Below are 18,093 nucleotides of genomic sequence, written 5' to 3'. Positions count from 1 at the left end.
AGATCCCGGTCACCGGCACTGTCGGTGGCGATGCCAAGGTCGGTGACACCGTCACCCTGACCGTTAATGGCAAGACCTTTACTGGTCAGGTACAGACCGACAAGACCTTCAGCATCAACGTCCCAGGTTCCGACTTGGTCGCCGATGCCGGCAAGACCATCAATGCCAGCGTCAGCACTACCGATGCCGCCGGCAACACCGGCACTGCGACAGACACTGAAGGCTACAGCGTAGATGTCACCGCTCCAGTGCCGACCATTATGCTCGACGCTAACATCACTGCAGACGACGTAATCAACATTGCAGAGTCGAGCCAACAGATCCCGGTCACCGGCACCGTCGGCGGCGACGCCAAGATTGGCGATACCGTCACCCTCACAGTGAATGGTAAGAGCTTCACCGGTCTGGTAACCAATGCCAACGGCACCCTTGGTTTCAGCATCAATGTGCCGGGCGCCGACCTAGTTGCCGATGCCGGCAAGACCATTACAGCCAGCGTCAGCACCACCGACGCTGCCGGTAACACCGGCACCGCGACAGACACCGAAGGCTATAGCGTCGACGTCACCGCACCTGTGCCGACCATCACCCTCGACGCCAACATCACCGCCGATGACGTGATCAACATCGCCGAATCGAGTCAGCAGATCCCGGTTACCGGCACTGTCGGTGGCGATGCCAAGGTTGGCGATACCGTCACCCTGACCGTCAATGGCAAAGAATTCACCGGTTCGGTCGTTGCCAGTTCAAATGGCACGCTGGGCTTTAGCATCAACGTGCCCGGCGCCGATCTGGCCGCTGATGGCGATCGCACCATCGATGCAAGCGTCAGAACCACCGATGCCGCAGGCAACGTTGGCATTGGCGCGGATACCGAAAGCTACCGCGTCGACATCACACCGCCTGCAGCGGCAATCGATATCGTCAAGATCTCTGAAGACACGGGAACTCCCGGGGACTTCATCACCCGTGACAGCACCCTGACCGTAAGCGGTACGGTCGGCCCTCTGGGCGCCGGCGAGAAAGCGCAGATCAGCGTGGACGGCGGCAGCACCTGGAAGGACCTGACCGTCAGCAACGGAAACTGGGATTACGCGGATGGCCGCACCCTGTCGCTGGGTGATCACACCTATCAGGTACGCGTCATCGATGATGCGGGTAACGTGGGCTCCACCGACACCCAGAAAGTCACCATCATCGCCAACCAGGATCCGATCGCGGTTAACGACCCAGGCATGGCAGCCGGTCTCACCGGCCAATATTACGCCTACCACGAAGGGGCGAACCTGGATGGGGCGAACCTGACCTCTCTGGCTCAGGTGCGCGCCTTTATCGCCGCCAACTCGCCTGATGCCGCCTTCGTGGCGAAGAACATCAATTACAGCCTGAGTGGCGGCGACCTCGGCGGAAATAACAACCTGCAGTCATTCCTGGGCTCTGACGCGGCATCGTTGAACGTCGACCCGGAAAACAGCAGTGACGCGATCATCAGACTCAGCGGCACCTTGCAACTGCAGGCGGGCAACTACCAGTTCCAGGTCAGGGCGGACGATGGCTACAGCATTGCGATCGATGGCGTGATCGTCTCGAGGTTCGATGGCAACCAGTCGCCGAGCACCAACAGCGGCTCGTTCACCATCAGTGAGCCTGGCGCGCACACCATCGAAATCATCTACTGGGACCAGGGTGGTCAGGCCGTACTGCAACCCACGCTGAGTTTCGCTGGCGGCCCTTACCAGCCGCTGGGCAACTACTCTCCGGCCCAGGCCAACCCTGCCCTGGTCACCGGGCACGACAATGCCTTGACGATCTCCCAGGCAACGCTGCTCGCCAACGACAGCGACGCGGACGGTGACAGCCTGCGTATCGTCGGCGTGGATAATCCCAAGCATGGCACCGTTACGCTGAACGACAACGGCACCATCACTTTCACACCCGCAAGCAATTACTACGGCCCCGCTTCGTTCAGCTACACCGTCAGCGATGGCAATGGTGGAACCAGCAAAGCCACGGTCACGGTGAACGTGACGGGCGACGCGGCTGCGAGTATCGGTGCGGTCAGCAATGCCGTGGACAACACCGGGGGCCAGGTGGATGAAGGCGACAGCGCCGTCTTCACCGTCAACCTCAGCACTGCCAGCCTCACCACCACGACCTTCAGCCTGGCGCTTAACGCGGGCACCGCAACAGCGGGCAATGACTACAACGGTACGCTGACCAACCAAAGCTTCAGCAATGGTGTGACCTACAACGCCGCCAACGGAACCGTCACCGTGCCTGCAGGCGTTTCCAGCTTCATGGTCACCGTGCCGACCATCAACGACAGCGTGTTCGAGCCGACCGAAAGCTTCAGCCTGACCGTTGGCGGCAAGACAGGTACCGCGACAATCTTCGACAATGATGCCGCTCCGGCTATCAATACCGTCAGCGCTGCAGTCGATAGCACTGGCGGCCAGGTCGATGAAGGCGACAACGCCGTCTTTACCGTCAACCTCAACAATGCCAGCAGCACGCCGACCACGTTCAGCCTCGCGCTCAATGCCGGTACCGCAACGGCCGGCAGTGACTACAACGGCACGCTGACCAACCAGAGCTTCAGCAACGGCGTGACCTACAACGCCGCCAACGGAACCGTCACCGTACCGGCGGGCGTGACCAGCTTTACCGTCACGGTGCCGACCATCAATGACACCGTTTTCGAGCCAACTGAAACCTTCAGCCTGACCGTAGGTGGGAAAACCGGCACTGCGACCATCATCGATAACGATACGGCGCCTGCCGTAAACACCGTTAGCGCTGCGGTGGACAGCAATGGCGGCCAGGTCGATGAAGGCGACAACGCCGTCTTCACCGTCAACCTCACCAACGCCAGCAGCACGCCGACCACCTTCAGTCTCGCCCTGAATGCCGGTACTGCGACTGCCGGCAGCGACTATAACGGCACCTTGACCAACCAAAGCTTCAGCAACGGCGTGACCTATAACGCCGCAAACGGCACCGTCACCGTTCCGGCCGGCGTCACCAGCTTTACGGTCACCGTGCCGACCATCGATGACACCGTCAGCGAGCCCACTGAAACCTTCAGCCTTACCGTTGGCGGCAAAACCGGTACTGCGACCATCATCGACAACGATGCAGCGCCGACTGTCGGCAGCGTCAGTACTGCTGTGGACAGCAGCGGTGGCCAGATAGATGAAGGCGACAACGCGGTCTTCACCATCAGCCTCACCAACGCCAGCAGCACGGCAACCACCTTCAGCCTGTCGCTGAACGCTGGCACGGCAACCGCCGGTAGCGACTATAACGGAACGCTTACCAACCAGAGCTTCAGCAACGGCGTGACTTACAACGCTGCAAACGGCACAGTAACCGTGCCTGCGGGTGTAACCAGCTTTACCGTCACCGTGCCTACCATTGACGATACCGTCAGTGAGCCTACTGAGACCTTTAGCCTTACCGTTGGCGGGAAGACCGGCACGGCAACCATCATCGACAACGATGCCGCGCCGACTGTTGGTTCTGTAAGTTCGGCGGTTGATAGCGCCGGCGGCCAGGTCGATGAAGGCGACAATGCTGTCTTCACCGTCAACCTCACCAATGCCAGCAGCACGCCGACGACCTTCAGCCTCGCGCTGAATGCCGGTACTGCCACTGCTGGCAGTGATTACAACGGCACCCTGACCAACCAGAGCTTCAGTAATGGCGTGACTTATAACGCCGCAAATGGAACCGTTACCGTTCCAGCCGGCGTGACCAGCTTCACCGTCACCGTGCCGACCATCGATGACACCGTCAGCGAGCCCACTGAAACCTTCAGCCTTACCATTGGCGGCAAAACCGGTACTGCGACCATCATCGACAACGATGCGGCGCCGACTGTCGGCAGCGTCAGTGCTGCTGTGGACAGCAGCGGTGGCCAGGTCGATGAAGGCGACAACGCCGTCTTCACCGTCAACCTGACTAACGCCAGCAGCACGCCGACCACGTTCAGCCTCGCGCTGAATGCGGGCACTGCGACTGCCGGTAGCGATTACAACGGCACATTGACCAACCAGAGTTTCAGCAACGGTGTGACCTACAACGCGGCAAACGGCACAGTAACCGTTCCGGCTGGCGTCACCAGCTTCACCGTCACGGTACCGACCATCAATGACACCGTTTACGAGCCAACCGAAACCTTTACGCTCAATGTGGGCGGCAAGGTCGGCACGGCAACCATCATCGACAATGACCCGGTTCCGACAGTCAGCACCGTCAGCTCGGCGGTGGACAGCAGCGGAGGCCAGGTCGATGAAGGCGACAACGCTGTTTTCACCGTCAACCTCACTAACGCCAGCAGTACCGCTACCACTTTCAGCCTCGCGCTGAATGCCGGTACTGCGATTGCCGGTAGTGATTACAACGGCACGCTGACCAGCCAAAGCTTGAGCAATGGTGTGACTTATAACGCCGCGAACGGCACCGTCACTGTTCCGGCTGGCGTCACCAGCTTCACCGTCACCGTGCCGACCGTTGACGACACTGTCTTCGAACAGACCGAAATCTTCACACTGACGGTCGGCGGGAAAACCGGTACCGCGACCATCATCGATAACGATGCGGCGCCGACTGTAGGCTCTGTGAGCTCGGCAGTTGATAACGCCGGCGGCCAGGTGGACGAAGGCGACAACGCCGTCTTTACCGTCAATCTCACCAACGCCAGCAGTACCGCTACTATTTTCAGCCTCGCGCTGAATGCCGGTACTGCCACTGCCGGCAGTGATTACAACGGCACCCTGACCAACCAGAGCTTCAGTAATGGCGTGACTTATAACGCCGCAAATGGAACCGTTACCGTTCCGGCTGGCGTCACCAGCTTCACCGTCACGGTACCGACCATCAATGACACCGTTTACGAGCCAACCGAAACCTTTACGCTCAATGTAGGCGGCAAGGTCGGTACGGCAACCATCATCGACAACGACCCGGTTCCAACCGTTAGCACCGTAAGCTCCGCGGTCGACAGCTCCGGCGGCCAGGTCGATGAAGGCGATAACGCCGTCTTCACCGTCAACCTCACCAACGCCAGCAGCACGCCGACCACCTTCAGTCTTGCCCTGAATGCCGGTACTGCGATTGCCGGTAGCGATTACAACGGCACCCTGACCAACCAAAGCTTCAGCAACGGCGTGACCTATAACGCCGCAAACGGCACCGTCACCGTGCCGGCCGGCGTCACCAGCTTCACCGTCACCGTACCAACCATCAACGATACCGTTTACGAGCCAACCGAAACCTTCACGCTCAATGTGGGCGGCAAGGTCGGTACTGCGACCATCATCGACAACGACCCGGTTCCGACGGTGAAAACCATCGAAGTCGGTCAGCCTGGCACGGCCGATGACAATGTGGTCGAAGGCAACAACTTGGTGTTCAACGTCACCCTGAGCAACGCCAGTTCGACGCCGACCCTGCTGTCCTTCAACGCCACCGGCACGGCAACCGCCAACGTCGATTACAAGCTGAACGCTCAGAGCTTCAGCAACGGTGTGACCTACGATGCCAACACCGGCAAGATCACCGTGCCAGCAGGTGTCACCAGCTTCTCGGTTACCGTGCAGACCCTTGCCGACAACGTAGTAGGCGAGCCGTTGGAGACGGTGAAGCTGGACATCGGCGGCCAGAGCGCCACTGGCGGCATCATCGATGGCACGCCGGATGCGAAGGACGACAGCTACACCAAGGTCACCGGTCTGAAAGCCGAGTACTTCGGCTATAACGACACCGGCACCGGTGCCGGCAACGACGGCGCCAACCTGACGAACCTGAGCCAGGTTCGCCAGTTCATCGACACCCACAAAGCCGCGGCGACCTTCAATGCCACGACGCTGGATTACGGCAACCTGAGCAACGCCACGGGCCTGGGCAACGGCACCAACCTGCAGGCTTTCCTGGGCGTCAACACCACAACGGGTAATGGCGCCAAGGCCAACGCCCTGTCCACGGACCCCGGTGATACTTCCGACGCCATCATCAAGATGAGCGGCTACATCAACCTGGCCGCAGGTACTTACCAGTTCCGGGTGACCGCGGACGACGGCTACAGTATCCGTATCAATGGCCAGGTGGTCGCCGAATTCAACAACATCCAGTCGAGTGCGACCGCCACTGGCAAATCCTTCACCATCGGCGCTGCCAATGCCGGACCTCAGCAGATCGAGATCATCTATTGGGATCAGGGCGGCGATGCACGCCTGAAGGTCGAGGTAGGCCAGGGAGGCAACTTCAAGGTCGTCGACTCGGACATGCTCTACCACGTGCCGACCACCTCCAGCCTGACGATGGACGCCGGCGACAGCCTGACCATCGCCAGCAGCACCCTGCTCGGCAATGACACCGACCCGAACAACGACAGCCTCTCCATCACCAGCGTTCAGAACGCCACCAACGGCACGGTCACGCTCAACAACGGCAATGTCGTGTTCACGCCCAAGTCGGGCTTCTACGGCGACGCCACCTTCCAGTACACCATCAGCGATGGCAAAGGCGGCAGCGATACGGCGACCGTTACCCTAAAGGTCAACCAGGCCGCCAATGTTATCCACGTGGCTGGCGACGGCGCCAACGACAACGGCGACAACACCATCCGTGGAGGCGCCGGCAACGATGTGCTGCTGGGTGATGCCGGCGGTACGCTGACCACCCTTCAGCCGGCGACCAACTACAACATCGCCCTGCTCGTCGACACCTCAGGCAGCATGCAGGGTGACCGCATGAGCCTGACCAAGACTGCGCTGTCGAACTTCGTGAAAACCCTGGCGGGCCACGATGGTGTGGTAAACGTCACGCTGGTGGGCTTCGCTGAAAAGGTAACCCTCAGTGCCAAGGTCGAAGACCTGCAAAGTGGCACAAGCCTCGACGCCTTGCTGGCGAATATCCAGAAGCTCACCGCCAGTGGCGGCACCAACTATGAGGCCGCCTTCAAGGAAGCGAGCGCCTGGTTCGACGCACAGAGCACTGCCGGCCATACCAAGGCAGCCGGTTACGAGAACCTGACGTTCTTCCTGTCCGACGGCGACCCAACCTACTACTACAACGGCAATACCACTGCGCTCAGTGGCAACGGCTCGGCGACTACCGATCAGGTACTGCTGGGCTCGCTCGATACCTTCAACGTGCTCGCCGGCAAGAGCTCGGTGCAGGCCATCGGCATCGGTTCGGGGGTCAGTGAGAAGAACCTGAGCCTGTACGACAACACCACGGATACACCGGCATCCACCTACCTGACCAATGGCACGCAAGCCGTGCTGGCCAACTTCAACAACAACACCAGCGGCTGGAACAACCTGGGCAGTTGGGACACGTCCGGAACAGGTGGCGGTAGCTCCGTAAGCCGCAGCGCCGACACGCTGGTAATCCGGGATACCTGGGGCGGCACGCCTGTCACAGCGGCAACCCCGACATTGACGATTGCGGACGGCTCCTTCAGCAGCTTGAAGTTTGCCTACGGCACAACGGACACCGGCAGCGGCGACTCGCTCACCTGGAAGCTGCAGCAATTGGTAAATGGCGCCTGGACCGATGTACAAACGGGCGGCGGAACCACTGGCGGCAACTGGACGAACGTCGAAACCTCGGTGGTCGGTGCAGGTACCTATCGCCTGGAGTTCAGTGTTGACGACAAGTCGTTCAACCTCAACAGCGCCTCCATGTCGATCGACAATATTACCCGCGTGGACTACACCAAGGTGCCGGTCGGCAAGGTCGAGATCGTCAATTCGGCCGATGAGCTATCGGTGGCCCTGCACGGTGGCTCCAACGCCAATGTGCCGGTGAGCGTGGGCAACGACACCATCTTCGGCGGCGATGGGAACGACATCATCTTCGGCGACGTGATCAACACCGACGCGCTACCTTGGGGTCTCAATGGCAACCCGGCCAAACCCGCCGACATGTACAACGGCTCGGGAGTGAAAGCCCTGGAGACCTTCCTGGAGCTGAAGAACGGCGTCGCACCGACCAACGCAGACCTGTACGACTATATCCGCGCCAACCACGACACCTTCAACGTGGCCGGCGATACCCGCGGCGGCGCGGACAAGCTGTACGGCGGCAACGGCAACGACATCCTCTACGGTCAGGGCGGCAACGACCTGCTGGTCGGTGGTGCAGGTGACGACATTCTGTTCGGTGGTGCCGGTGCCGATACCTTCGCCTGGCAGAAAGGCGACTTCGGCAAAGACGTGATCAAGGACTTCAACGTGGCCGAGGGCGACACCATCGACCTCAGCTCGCTGCTGCAGGATCACAGCAACAACCTGGACAGCTACCTGAAGCTGGTGACGGACAACGGCAGCTCTACCCTGCTGATCAGCACCAAGGGCGAGTTCAACAACGCCGACACCACCACCCAGCAAGTCGCAGCTAAGGCCGACGTGCAGATTGATCTCGGCCAGGCCAGCCTGCCGAGCTACGACATCAACACGCTGATCGCCAACCACACGATCAAGGTCGACCCCTGATAGGCCAGTGCCCCGCCACACTTTTGTGGCGGGGTGTTAGGGTCTGTTGATGTTTTAGCGCGAGCCGTGCGCGAAACGTCAACAGACCCTAAGCTATAGCAGACAGGTTTTAGCGGAGAAGGCCGTGTTCTACATAAAACGTAATGCCGAAGGCGAACTGCTGCGCGTGCAGCCCGAGCCTTTCGAGGGAATGAACGGCGAGCTGACGGCCGATAGCGAAGAGGCGCGAGCCTGGTTTTCCAATCAGAACGTGGAAAGCAGCCTGCTGCAACTCAAGCAGAGCGACCTGGATATGATCCGCGTGCTCGAGGATTTGATCGACGTGCTGATAAAGAAAGGCGTGGTGCGCATCACCGACCTGCCGGAGGCGGCCCAGAGCAAGTTGATGGGCCGCAGCCGAGCGCGTGACGCACTCGGCGGCATGAACCGTTTAATCAACGACGAAGAGCGCGGCCTGATCTGATCAGGCCCATGCCGCCGGCTCGCTGAACAGGCGCCCCTGCACCCCGCTGACGCCCATTTCCTGCAGTACTTGCCACTCCCCACGGGTTTCCACCCGCTCGGCGATCAAAGGCAGATCGATGCTGTTGGCCGCCCGCTGCATGGCCTCGATAAACAGGCGCTTGTCGCCTTCCTGATCGATGCCGCGAATAAAGCTGCCATCGACCTTCAGGTAAGCCAGGCCGAGTTTGGCCAGGTTACCGATCATGCTGAAGCGCCCACCGAAATGCTGCAGACCCAGCTCGACACCCAGGCTGCGCAGCTTTCGGGTGATCGTCTCAAGCTCGGCAGGTCCGGGCAGTTGGCCTTCGTCCAGTTCCAGAATCAGACGGCCAGCGACTGCCGGATGCAGGCGTAGCCGTTCGTAGATCTGCTCCAGCACCCGTGCGTCACGCACGCTGCTGCCGGACAGGCTCAGCGCCAGCTTGCCGTCGTGACTAGCGAGCTGCGCCAGCAAGGCGTCAAGCATCACCAGATCCAGACGTGCGGTCCAACCAAAGCGCTCCAGCCACGGCAGAAACTGGCCGGCGGGAATGGTTTCGCCGCGCTCATCGAGCAAACGCGCCAGTACCTTGTTGTGTAACACCTGAGTCGGCTCGGCAGCATTGACCACCGGCTGCGCGTACTGCAGGAAACGCCCCTCCAGCAGTGCGCTGTCCAACAGGCGGTGCCAGTCGTTGCGCTCGCCGGGGGCAGCGGCTTGCGGGCGATGCTCGACGAACGCCCATTGGCTGTGGCTGTTGCTGACGGCTTCAGCCAGTGCGGCATCAAGTGCGCTATAGAGCTCGCTGCTGCTCGCCCCTGGTGCGAAACTGGTGATACCGATATGCGCCACGGGTGAGCAGTCGCTAGCTCCGGTCTGCTGCAGCGACAGCAAGGCGTTGCTCAGTTGCTCGGCCAGTTGCTCGGCTTCCTGCCGGTCGACACCGGCAGCCAGCAAGGCGAATTCACCACCGCGGTTACGCGCCAGCAGGAAACGCCCCTGGCTGACCTGCTGCAGTTGTTCGGCCACAGCTTTGAGCAGTTGGTCGGTGCGCTGTCCGCCAATACGCTGGTTCAGCCCGGCCAGGTCATTAACCCGCAGCAGCATCAGCACACCGCTGCTGGCCCGCTCTTCACCTGTCAGGCGGGCCTCCAGATCGAGGTCGAAATAGCGACGGTTGGCCAGCCCGGTAAGGCTGTCCTGGTAGGCTTCGGCGTGCAGTTTCTCGCTGCGCGAGGCTTCCTCGTCGAACAGTGTTTTGAGCTTTTCCACCATCTGGTTCATGGCGGCCACCACCCGGCGAAACTCCGGCGTGCGTGGCAGCTTGGAGGCACTGAGAAACTCGCGGCGGGCGATGGCGTTGGACTGCTCGACCATATACTCCAGCGGGCGTAGCTGCCGCTTGAGCAGCAGCACCCCCAGGCCAATGCACAGCAGGCTGATCAGCGCGAGCCACAGGAAGGTGGCGTAGGCGGTCTGCCACAGCTTGGCGATGGCGAAATACGGATGGCTGACCACTTCGACATGGGCTGCCTGGCTCCAGCCGTCACTCACGATGGCGTCGCCCTGGGCCGGCGCCAGGTCTACCAGATCGGCGAACCACTGCGGCGCGCCGCGCCCCAGGCTCGGGCCGGAACGCTCGACCAGCACCTTGTCGTCGGGGCTGATCACGCGGATGCTCTCGAAATAGCCGCTGTCGAAGATCGAGCTGACCATCAGTTCCAGCATCGCCGGGTCGTCCAGGTGCGAGCCAAGCGACAAGCCCAGCGCCGTGGCGGCGTCCTGCGCATGGGAGCGCAACTGGTTGACCTGCTGCTCGCGCGAGCTCTCCACGTTGACCACGACGCTGCCGGCGAAACTCACCAGCATCAGCACGCAGATGGCGACACACAACTGCTTGAACAGTGACATGCACAACTCCTCGCTACGCCTTAAGGAAACCCTTCGGCGCGCATTTTCTTCAACAAATCCTGCCAGCGCGAAAGGCGCTTGCTGTCTCCCACCTGCTTGCCGCCTGCCGGCCCGGGCACCCACAGCCCTTCGGCGTTGAAGGCATACACGGGCACCAGATCCCGGCGTTCGGTCGCCGGTTCGATGGCATCGATCAGGTTATCCAGTACCAGCGGCACCGAGGTGGGGGTCGGGTAATAGGTCAACACCATGTGCGCCTGGTTAAGGCGTACGGCTTTTACGTAGGTGATGCGCAGCTTTTCAGGCGGCACGCCCAGCTCGCGCAGGCTGAAATACTTGGCGATGGCGTAGTCTTCACAATCGGCCGCGCCGCGCATCAGCGCCTCGACAGGCGTCGCCCAGTAGTCGGCAACACCCCAGATTTCCTGGTCATCACGAAAACGCAGTTGCAGATTGAAGAAGCGGTTCACAGCCTTGAGCTGGTCGGCCTCGGGAGCATTGCGCTGCTCGTCGAGCAGGCGCTGCCAGGCATCGATACGCGGTTTGCCGGCGCCCAGCGGGCCGTAGAGTTTTTCGGCGCGGGCGGCAATACGCTGGAAGTCCCACTGCGCCTGCAGCCCGCCCGCCACCAGCGACAGGGCGAGCAGCCACGCCACCAGCACAGGCCAGCGAGAACGAAGTGAGAGAACGCCAGAACCGCCGATGGGCACGACCATGCTTCCAGACAGGCAACGCCATCATGGTGCGGTGCGTAAGGCTAAAAAACAATTGCTAGATGCCACTACAGGCGACGAACGTGCCGATGCGCACCGGGGTGCGCATCGGTGGGGCTGTCAGCGCTCGCGCATGGGCATGCCCTGGATACGCTGAGGCGCCTCGCGCGGCTGCCATTGCGGGGGTGACGGGCGCGGCCGCTGCTGTTGCTGGTAGTGATAACGCTGCCCCTCCCAACCCGGCGGCGGTGCCGGACGGTAGTCAGGACGATTGCGGTCGTGACGGCCGTAATAACGCGGGTCGTAGGCCGGTGTGCTGTAGTACCGAGGCGGTGGTGGGGGCGCCGGTACGTAGTAAACCGGCGGTGGGTAGCGGCGGTCCTCGTAGACGTAAACCCTGGGTGCGCCATAGACCTCGGTGCGTTCCACATAGGTGCCCGGGTAATACTGACGTTCGTAATAGCGGTTGCCATAACGGCTATCGCCATACACAGCGCAGCCAGCCAGCGAAAAACCCAACAACGCGATGAGCATGGATTTGCGAATCATAGGCGGCCTCCTTCGACCGCGAATAGCGCATCGGCGGCTGCCGATGCCGGGGATATCCCCAGCCCATCAGACAACCTCGACATTGCCGAATCCGTTCCACTCGTCGCTCAGTCGCTACAAATCATTTCAGCGTCGCCATGAGTATTCGACGCGCTGAAAGTGCGCACACATCAATATTCACGCACCAGCACGGCGCACCTATTTTCCATACGAGACCAGCCAGTGCGCTGCCGCGGTGCTTTTCAGCGTCTGGCATGATCCTCGCTTTGTAACAGATATGCAGGAATGTCCTCGGCCTTGGCCAGGACTGCGGCATCACAATTTGCAATAGCCGACTAGGGTTCCGGTTCGCCAGAGATAGGCGAACGACTGGTCCGAGAGTTGGCGACCTCCGAGGAGGTTACACGGCGGGACAAAAGCCCGGGAGAACGCGCCCCAGCCATGGGACATGCCGCGCCCTCCTGCCCGCACTTTCTCGAACTGGAGGTCCTATGCCCACGCCCCATCGCTTCTCCGTTCTCGCCGCGGATCTCGTGGCAGCCTCCATCTTCAGCAGACGACCAGCATCCACCTGCCCAGGTTGTAGGCTGGACCGGACCGCCACCTTGCACTTCCAACTCCTGTAACGAGATCGCCATGCGCCTGATCAACCGACATCCCGACCGGGCTGGCCGCCTGCTGCTGGTGTTAGTGCCCTTCGCCCTGCTGCTGTTCGCCTATTTCACTGGCTCGGCGCAGCGCCTGGCCGAAAACCCCAATGACAAGCTGCTGCCCAGCGCCAGCCAGATGGTCGCCGCCGTTGACCGCCTGGCCTTTACCGAAGACAAGCGCACCGGCGAATACGCTTTCTGGCAGGACACCGCCTCCAGCCTCACGCGCCTGGCTACCGGCATCGGCATCGCCGCCGTGGTCGGCCTGTGCCTGGGCATCGCCGCCGGCATCCTACCGCTGCTCGGCGCGCCGCTGTCGCCGCTACTCACCGTGCTGTCGATGGTGCCGCCGCTGGCCATCCTGCCGATCCTGTTCATCGTTTTCGGCCTGGGCGAGCTGTCCAAGGTGATGCTGATCGTCATCGGCATCACCCCGATCCTCGCCCGCGACCTGGAACAGCGTGCCCGGGAAATTCCCCAGGAGCTGCTGATCAAGGCGCAGACCCTGGGCGCCAGCACCTGGACGCTGATCCTGCGCGTGGTGCTGCCGCAATTGCTGCCACGCCTGCTGATCGCCCTGCGCCTAGTACTGGGTTCGGCCTGGCTGTTCCTGATTGCCGCCGAAGCCATCGCCAGCACCGACGGCCTGGGCTATCGCATTTTCCTGGTACGCCGCTACATGGCCATGGACGTGATCCTGCCCTACGTGGTGTGGATCACCCTACTCGCCTGGTCGATGGACCTGGGCCTGCGCCAGCTTACCCGGCTGTGCTTTCCCTGGTACGAGGGGGCCAAGGCATGAGCAATAACAAAACCGGCGCAGCAGGCGCTTTCATCGAAGTCAAGAACGTTTGGCAGCAGTATGGCGACCAGACCGTCCTGGAACGCCTCAACCTGTCCATCACCGAAGGCGAGTTCTGCACCCTGGTCGGCGCTTCCGGCTGTGGCAAGTCGACCTTTCTGCGCCTGCTGCTGGGCCAGGAACGCCCCAGCAAGGGCGAGATCCTGCTGGACGGCAAACCATTGGCTGGAGAGCCGGACGCCAGCCGCGGCGTGGTGTTCCAACGCTACTCGGTATTCCCGCACCTGAGCGTGCTGGATAACGTCGCCATCGGCCTGGAGCTGCCGCGCTCCGCCCTGCTCGGCCGGCTGTTCGGCAATGCCAAGCGCGCCGCCCGTGAGCAAGCTGCCGAGCTGTTGAAAAAAGTCGGTCTCGGCCATGCCCTGGACAAATACCCCAGCCAGCTCTCCGGCGGCATGCAGCAGCGCCTGGCGATTGCCCAGGCACTGATCATGAAGCCGCGCGTGCTGTTGCTCGACGAGCCCTTCGGCGCGCTGGACCCCGGCATCCGCAAGGACATGCATGCCCTACTGCTCGATCTGTGGCGCGAGACCGGCCTGACCGTGTTCATGGTCACCCATGACCTGTCCGAAGGCTTCAGCCTCGGCACCCGCCTGATGGTGTTCGACAAGACCCGCGTCGACCCGCACGCGCCGAATGCCTTTGGGGCCCGCATCACCTACGACATTCCGCTCAACGAGGCCCGCAAGGCAGAGTCGCCGCTACCCGGCGAGCTGACCGCGCGCATCGCCGCAGGCTGACCACAAGGTCAAAGTATCGAGGCTAAAGCCCCTCCCACGCATCGCGTAGGGCCACACGACTGTGGGAGGCGCTTCAGCGGCAGGCATCGAGACGGACGTGCCTCACGGCCTAACTCAGCACCTGCAGATACCGCGACAGAGTTTCGCGCTCGGCGGCGAACCACCGCTGCGCATCCACGGTGGATGATGTGGTGAGGTCAGCGCGCCAATCCAGCTCCAGGGTATCGATGACGAAGGTTCGCACCACCGCGCGGCCGTCCGCCCGCAGCAGATGCTGGCAGACACGCCCCGCCACCGGAATATCAAAGCCGTCCAGCACCACGCTCTGCCCCACCCGCGCCGGCTGGGTGGACAGCGCCACCTGATAACGCCCCTGCTTATCGGCATACGCCAGCGAGGTTTCGCAGCCCAATAGCAGCGCCAACGCCTCGCCATCACCTTGCGCCTGCTCAACCCGTTCGCGCAGTTGCAGCCCCGGCTCTAGCGGCTCTACCGCCCGCCCCTGCACCCAGCCAAGCTGCTCGCCGCAGAGAATCAAGCCGCCACCGCGCTGCAGCACTTCGCCGGTTTCGGCGTCGCACTCCTCCAGCAAACGCAGGCCGATGAGTGGCCCGCTGCTGGCTTGCAGGCGCCAGTCCTCGACATAGGCGCCGCTGGTACCGAACTCGATCATGCAGTTGCCGATGCGTTGCAACTGCGCCGGCTCCGGCCAGCGGTTGTGCATTTGCAGGCTCACGCCGCCGTGCCAGCTCAGGTAGCCGTTCTCCCAGAGACTGTCGGCCACCCAGCCCTCGTGGTTGGCAAGTTGGCGCAGCTCGGCGACGGTGTAGTCCTGCCAGGCACGCATGGGCAGCGCGGGCGCGTCCGGCAGGCGCAGGTCGATGGTGAAGGTGCGACTCTGCAGCCAGTGCACCTGGGTGCGCTCATCGCTGCGGCCATCGGCGAAGCTGATGGTGCGGCGGCGAAAGTGCCCGAGCATCCAGTCCGGCACGCTGCCTTCAACGCGTTGCGGGTAACGGGCCGCCAGTTCGAGCAGGTTCATGCCGTCACCTCTCGATTGCCCATGCCAAAGCTGGACAAGCCTGCCGCGCCCTCGGGCAGTTGCAGCGAACCATCCTCCAGGCGCTTGCGCAGGTAATGAAAGGTCTGCGCCGTCTGGGCGAACAGGTGGTCGCCGCAGCTCACGGGCGTGTATACCCGCTCGCCACGGGGCGGCAGGCCGGCGATCGGGGCGATGCGCGTCGGGTAATCGCAGGCGCAGAACAGCGGAAAGGCGAAGCGCTCCTCGCTGACCTTGCGCACGCGGTGCGAGGTGGCGACGAAATGGCCGTTGCTGAGTACCTCGAGCATGTCGCCGATGTTGATCACGAAGGCGTCCTCTACCAGTGGCACGTCGATCCACTGGCCCTCGCCATTGAGCACCTGCAGGCCCTCGGCGGTGGGCAGCAGGATGGTGAAGCACTCGTAGTCGGTGTGCGCACCGATACCGGGGCGGTCGGCCACCGGGTCCGGGTCGAGCGGGTAATGAATCATCCGTAACTGGCTGGTGGGCTGCCGGGTGATGCCGGCGAAGGTGTCTTCGGCAAGCCCCAACGCCAGGGCGAAGCCGCGAAACAGCGTGTCACCCAGGGCCAGCGCCGCCCGATAGTAGGCGCCGACCTCGCGCTTGAAGTCCGCCGAGTCCGGCCACTGCGTTGGTCCCAGCAGCGGATAGACCTGAGGCGCATCGGTGTAATCGTAATTGACGTCGTAGGCTTCCTTGAGATCCTTGCTGCCGCCGGCGAACTGCTCCTCGTCCTCCGGCACGTAGCCGCTGTGGTTGCTCGACTGACCGATGTAGAAACGCATCTTCTCTTGCAGCGGGCGGGCGAAGAAGCGGCGGGCCTGGCAGATCAGCCCGTCGCGCAGCTCAGCGGAAATACCGTGCCCGGTGATCTGCAAAAAACCGACGTCACGCGCCGCTCGCCCCAGCTCGTCAGCGACGCGCTGGCGTTCGGCCAGATCCTCGGCGTAAAGCCCGGAAACGTCGATCACCGGAATGGAGGTGAAATGGGTATGCGCCATGGCAAGCTCCCTTGAACAAGTGAGTTACCTGGTCGTCCAGACGAGCAGCGGGTCGGGTCGTCCCGAGGGCAGCCGCAAGGCCACCCCTGCAAGCGGATCGGTAGCGATTTCCATGCCAGCGCCACGCCGCCAATCATCCAGCCGCGCCCCGTGATTCGCCCTCTTACGGTGCGACACCCACCCACCAAGCCCCATGAAGCAGCACAGCAACGGACAAAAACGGCGCCAATACCCGACCACTGGGGCGCCAGCGGGCTGGCACGCAATTCGCTTTGCTACGGGTGTGCAGGTTCCAAGCGGGATGTCCCGCCGTTGCAGCACCACAATTTGCGAAATGGATGACTAGGGTTCCGATCCGCGTAAGCGGATGACTGGTCCGAGAGTTATCGACCTCCAGCGAGGTTACACGGCGGGATAAAAGCCCGGGAGAACGCGCCTTTCGAAGTGATTCGGAATGTGCTGCGACTCCTGCCCGCACCCAACCACGACTGGAGGTTCCAATGCGCAAGAACCGTCTGCTGATTCTCGCGACCGCAGGTCTCGCCGCCCTACTGAGCTTCTCCGCACACGCCGAGAAAAAAGACAGCTTCAGCGTCTGCTGGACGCTTTATGCCGGCTGGATGCCCTGGGGCTATGCCAGCACCTCCGGCATCATCGACAAGTGGGCCAAGAAGTACGGCATCAATATCGATGTGGTGCAGCTCAACGACTACGTCGAGTCGATCAACCAGTACAGCGCCGGCCAGTTCGACGGCTGCACCATGACCAACATGGACGCCCTGACCATTCCTGCCGCTGGCGGCGTGGACTCCACCGCGCTGATCGTCGGCGACTACTCCAACGGCAACGACGGCCTGCTGATCAAGGGCGAAGGCAAGACCCTGGCGGACATCAAAGGCATGCCAGTCAGCCTGGTCGAGCTGTCGGTCTCCCACTACTTCCTCGCCCGCGCCCTGGAAACCGCCGGCATGAGCGAGCGCGACGTGACGGTGGTGAACACCTCCGACGCCGACATCATCAGCGCCTACGCCACGCCCAGTGTAGAAGCCGCGGCCACCTGGAACCCGATGCTCGCCGAGATCAAGGCCCAGCCGGGCAGTACCGAAGTATTCGACTCCTCGAAGATCCCCGGTGAGATTCTCGACATGATGGTCGTCAACACCCAGACCCTGAAAGACAACCCAGCCCTTGGCAAGGCCCTGGTCGGCGCCTGGTTCGAAATTCTCGAGCTGATGCAATCCGGCACGCCGGCAGCCACTGATGCCCTGACCGAAATGGCCAAGGCTTCCGGCACCGATCTGGCCGGCTACAAGTCGCAACTGGCGACCACCAAGCTGTTCTACACGCCGAAAGAGACCCTGGACTTCGTGACCAGCCCGGCCCTCCCGGAAACCATGGGCAAGGTCGCCAGCTTCAGCTTCGACCACGGCATTCTCGGTGAAGGCGCCAGCAGCGCCGATGCCATCGGCATGACCTTCGCCCGTGACGTGACCACCGGCGACAAGGCCAACATCAAGCTGCGCTTCGACCCCACCTACGTGCAGATGGCAGTCGACGGCAAGCTCTGAGCCCACGAGAAATCTCCTTCGGGCTCCACGCAGAGCCCGACGCACACCTGT

10 protein-coding genes and 2 riboswitches are annotated in these 18,093 nt (G+C 62.2%); of the genes, 5 read left to right on the top strand and 5 right to left on the bottom strand.

Going from position 1 to position 18,093, the window contains the following annotated elements; all coding sequences use genetic code 11:
• Positions 1-8,501 (top strand): Calx-beta domain-containing protein (locus tag FB481_RS02970; protein WP_147175025.1); only part of this gene is annotated, 8,501 nt, incomplete at its 5' end.
• Positions 8,502-8,625: 124 nt separating this feature from the next.
• Positions 8,626-8,964, top strand: coding sequence for a hypothetical protein (locus tag FB481_RS02965; RefSeq protein ID WP_013792353.1), 339 nt, complete (start codon positions 8,626-8,628; stop codon positions 8,962-8,964).
• On the opposite strand, the gene lapD is transcribed toward FB481_RS02965, so the two are convergent.
• The 3 genes from lapD to FB481_RS02950 all read right to left on the bottom strand — a co-directional run bounded on the left by lapD (position 8,965) and on the right by FB481_RS02950 (position 12,158).
• Complete coding sequence (gene lapD / locus FB481_RS02960) at positions 8,965-10,896, bottom strand: cyclic di-GMP receptor LapD (RefSeq protein ID WP_147175024.1); 1,932 nt, start codon at positions 10,894-10,896, stop codon at positions 8,965-8,967.
• Between the two features lie 20 nt (positions 10,897-10,916).
• Positions 10,917-11,612 carry a cysteine protease LapG gene (lapG, locus tag FB481_RS02955; RefSeq protein WP_244154154.1) on the bottom strand — a complete coding sequence of 232 codons (696 nt, stop codon included), beginning with the start codon at positions 11,610-11,612 and terminating at the stop codon, positions 10,917-10,919.
• 117 nt (positions 11,613-11,729) lie between these two features.
• Positions 11,730-12,158 (bottom strand): hypothetical protein, encoded by a 429-nt coding sequence (locus FB481_RS02950; protein ID WP_093503558.1) that lies wholly within the window; start codon positions 12,156-12,158, stop codon positions 11,730-11,732.
• Positions 12,159-12,482: 324 nt separating this feature from the next.
• Positions 12,483-12,587: riboswitch (guanidine-I (ykkC/yxkD leader) on the top strand.
• Between the two features lie 207 nt (positions 12,588-12,794).
• Here FB481_RS02950 and FB481_RS02945 point away from each other — a divergent pair.
• Together FB481_RS02945 and FB481_RS02940 are read left to right on the top strand one after the other, a co-directional pair.
• Positions 12,795-13,610: an ABC transporter permease gene (locus FB481_RS02945; RefSeq protein WP_147175023.1), complete on the top strand. Its 816-nt coding sequence runs from the start codon at positions 12,795-12,797 to the stop codon at positions 13,608-13,610.
• Positions 13,607-14,410, top strand: coding sequence for an ABC transporter ATP-binding protein (locus tag FB481_RS02940; RefSeq protein WP_147175022.1), 804 nt, complete (start codon positions 13,607-13,609; stop codon positions 14,408-14,410). Before FB481_RS02945 ends, FB481_RS02940 begins: the two co-directional genes overlap by 4 nt.
• Positions 14,411-14,519: 109 nt before the next feature.
• On the opposite strand, the gene FB481_RS02935 is transcribed toward FB481_RS02940, so the two are convergent.
• Positions 14,520-15,452 (bottom strand): hypothetical protein, encoded by a 933-nt coding sequence (locus FB481_RS02935; protein ID WP_147175021.1) that lies wholly within the window; start codon positions 15,450-15,452, stop codon positions 14,520-14,522.
• On the bottom strand, positions 15,449-16,474 hold the full coding sequence (locus FB481_RS02930) for an isopenicillin N synthase family oxygenase (RefSeq protein WP_147175020.1): 1,026 nt from the start codon (positions 16,472-16,474) through the stop codon (positions 15,449-15,451). The genes FB481_RS02935 and FB481_RS02930 overlap by 4 nt, the downstream gene beginning before the upstream one ends.
• Positions 16,475-16,805: 331 nt before the next feature.
• Positions 16,806-16,905: riboswitch (guanidine-I (ykkC/yxkD leader) on the top strand.
• Positions 16,906-16,974: 69 nt separating this feature from the next.
• Between FB481_RS02930 and FB481_RS02925 the strand changes: the two genes are divergently transcribed.
• Positions 16,975-18,042, top strand: a complete 1,068-nt coding sequence (locus FB481_RS02925) for a putative urea ABC transporter substrate-binding protein (protein WP_147175019.1) — start codon at positions 16,975-16,977, stop codon at positions 18,040-18,042.
• Positions 18,043-18,093: the final 51 nt, after the last annotated feature.

It is taken from the genome of Pseudomonas sp. AG1028, from assembly GCF_007993955.1.
In the GTDB taxonomy this organism is placed as follows: Bacteria; Pseudomonadota; Gammaproteobacteria; order Pseudomonadales; family Pseudomonadaceae; genus Aquipseudomonas; species Aquipseudomonas straminea.
Note: the sequence above shows the minus strand (reverse complement) of the source record. Positions and strands in the feature narration are given on the sequence as shown.

What these genes read in the sequence shown, in the direction of transcription:
- FB481_RS02950 (WP_093503558.1), bottom strand. Translation starts at nt 12,158, where the DNA reads ATGATTCGCAAATCCATGCTCATCGCGTTGTTGGGTTTTTCGCTGGCT.
- lapG (WP_244154154.1), bottom strand. Translation starts at nt 11,612, where the DNA reads ATGGTCGTGCCCATCGGCGGTTCTGGCGTTCTCTCACTTCGTTCTCGC.
- FB481_RS02935 (WP_147175021.1), bottom strand. Translation starts at nt 15,452, where the DNA reads ATGAACCTGCTCGAACTGGCGGCCCGTTACCCGCAACGCGTTGAAGGC.
- FB481_RS02930 (WP_147175020.1), bottom strand. Translation starts at nt 16,474, where the DNA reads ATGGCGCATACCCATTTCACCTCCATTCCGGTGATCGACGTTTCCGGG.
- FB481_RS02925 (WP_147175019.1), top strand. Translation starts at nt 16,975, where the DNA reads ATGCGCAAGAACCGTCTGCTGATTCTCGCGACCGCAGGTCTCGCCGCC.
- FB481_RS02945 (WP_147175023.1), top strand. Translation starts at nt 12,795, where the DNA reads ATGCGCCTGATCAACCGACATCCCGACCGGGCTGGCCGCCTGCTGCTG.
- FB481_RS02940 (WP_147175022.1), top strand. Translation starts at nt 13,607, where the DNA reads ATGAGCAATAACAAAACCGGCGCAGCAGGCGCTTTCATCGAAGTCAAG.
- lapD (WP_147175024.1), bottom strand. Translation starts at nt 10,896, where the DNA reads ATGTCACTGTTCAAGCAGTTGTGTGTCGCCATCTGCGTGCTGATGCTG.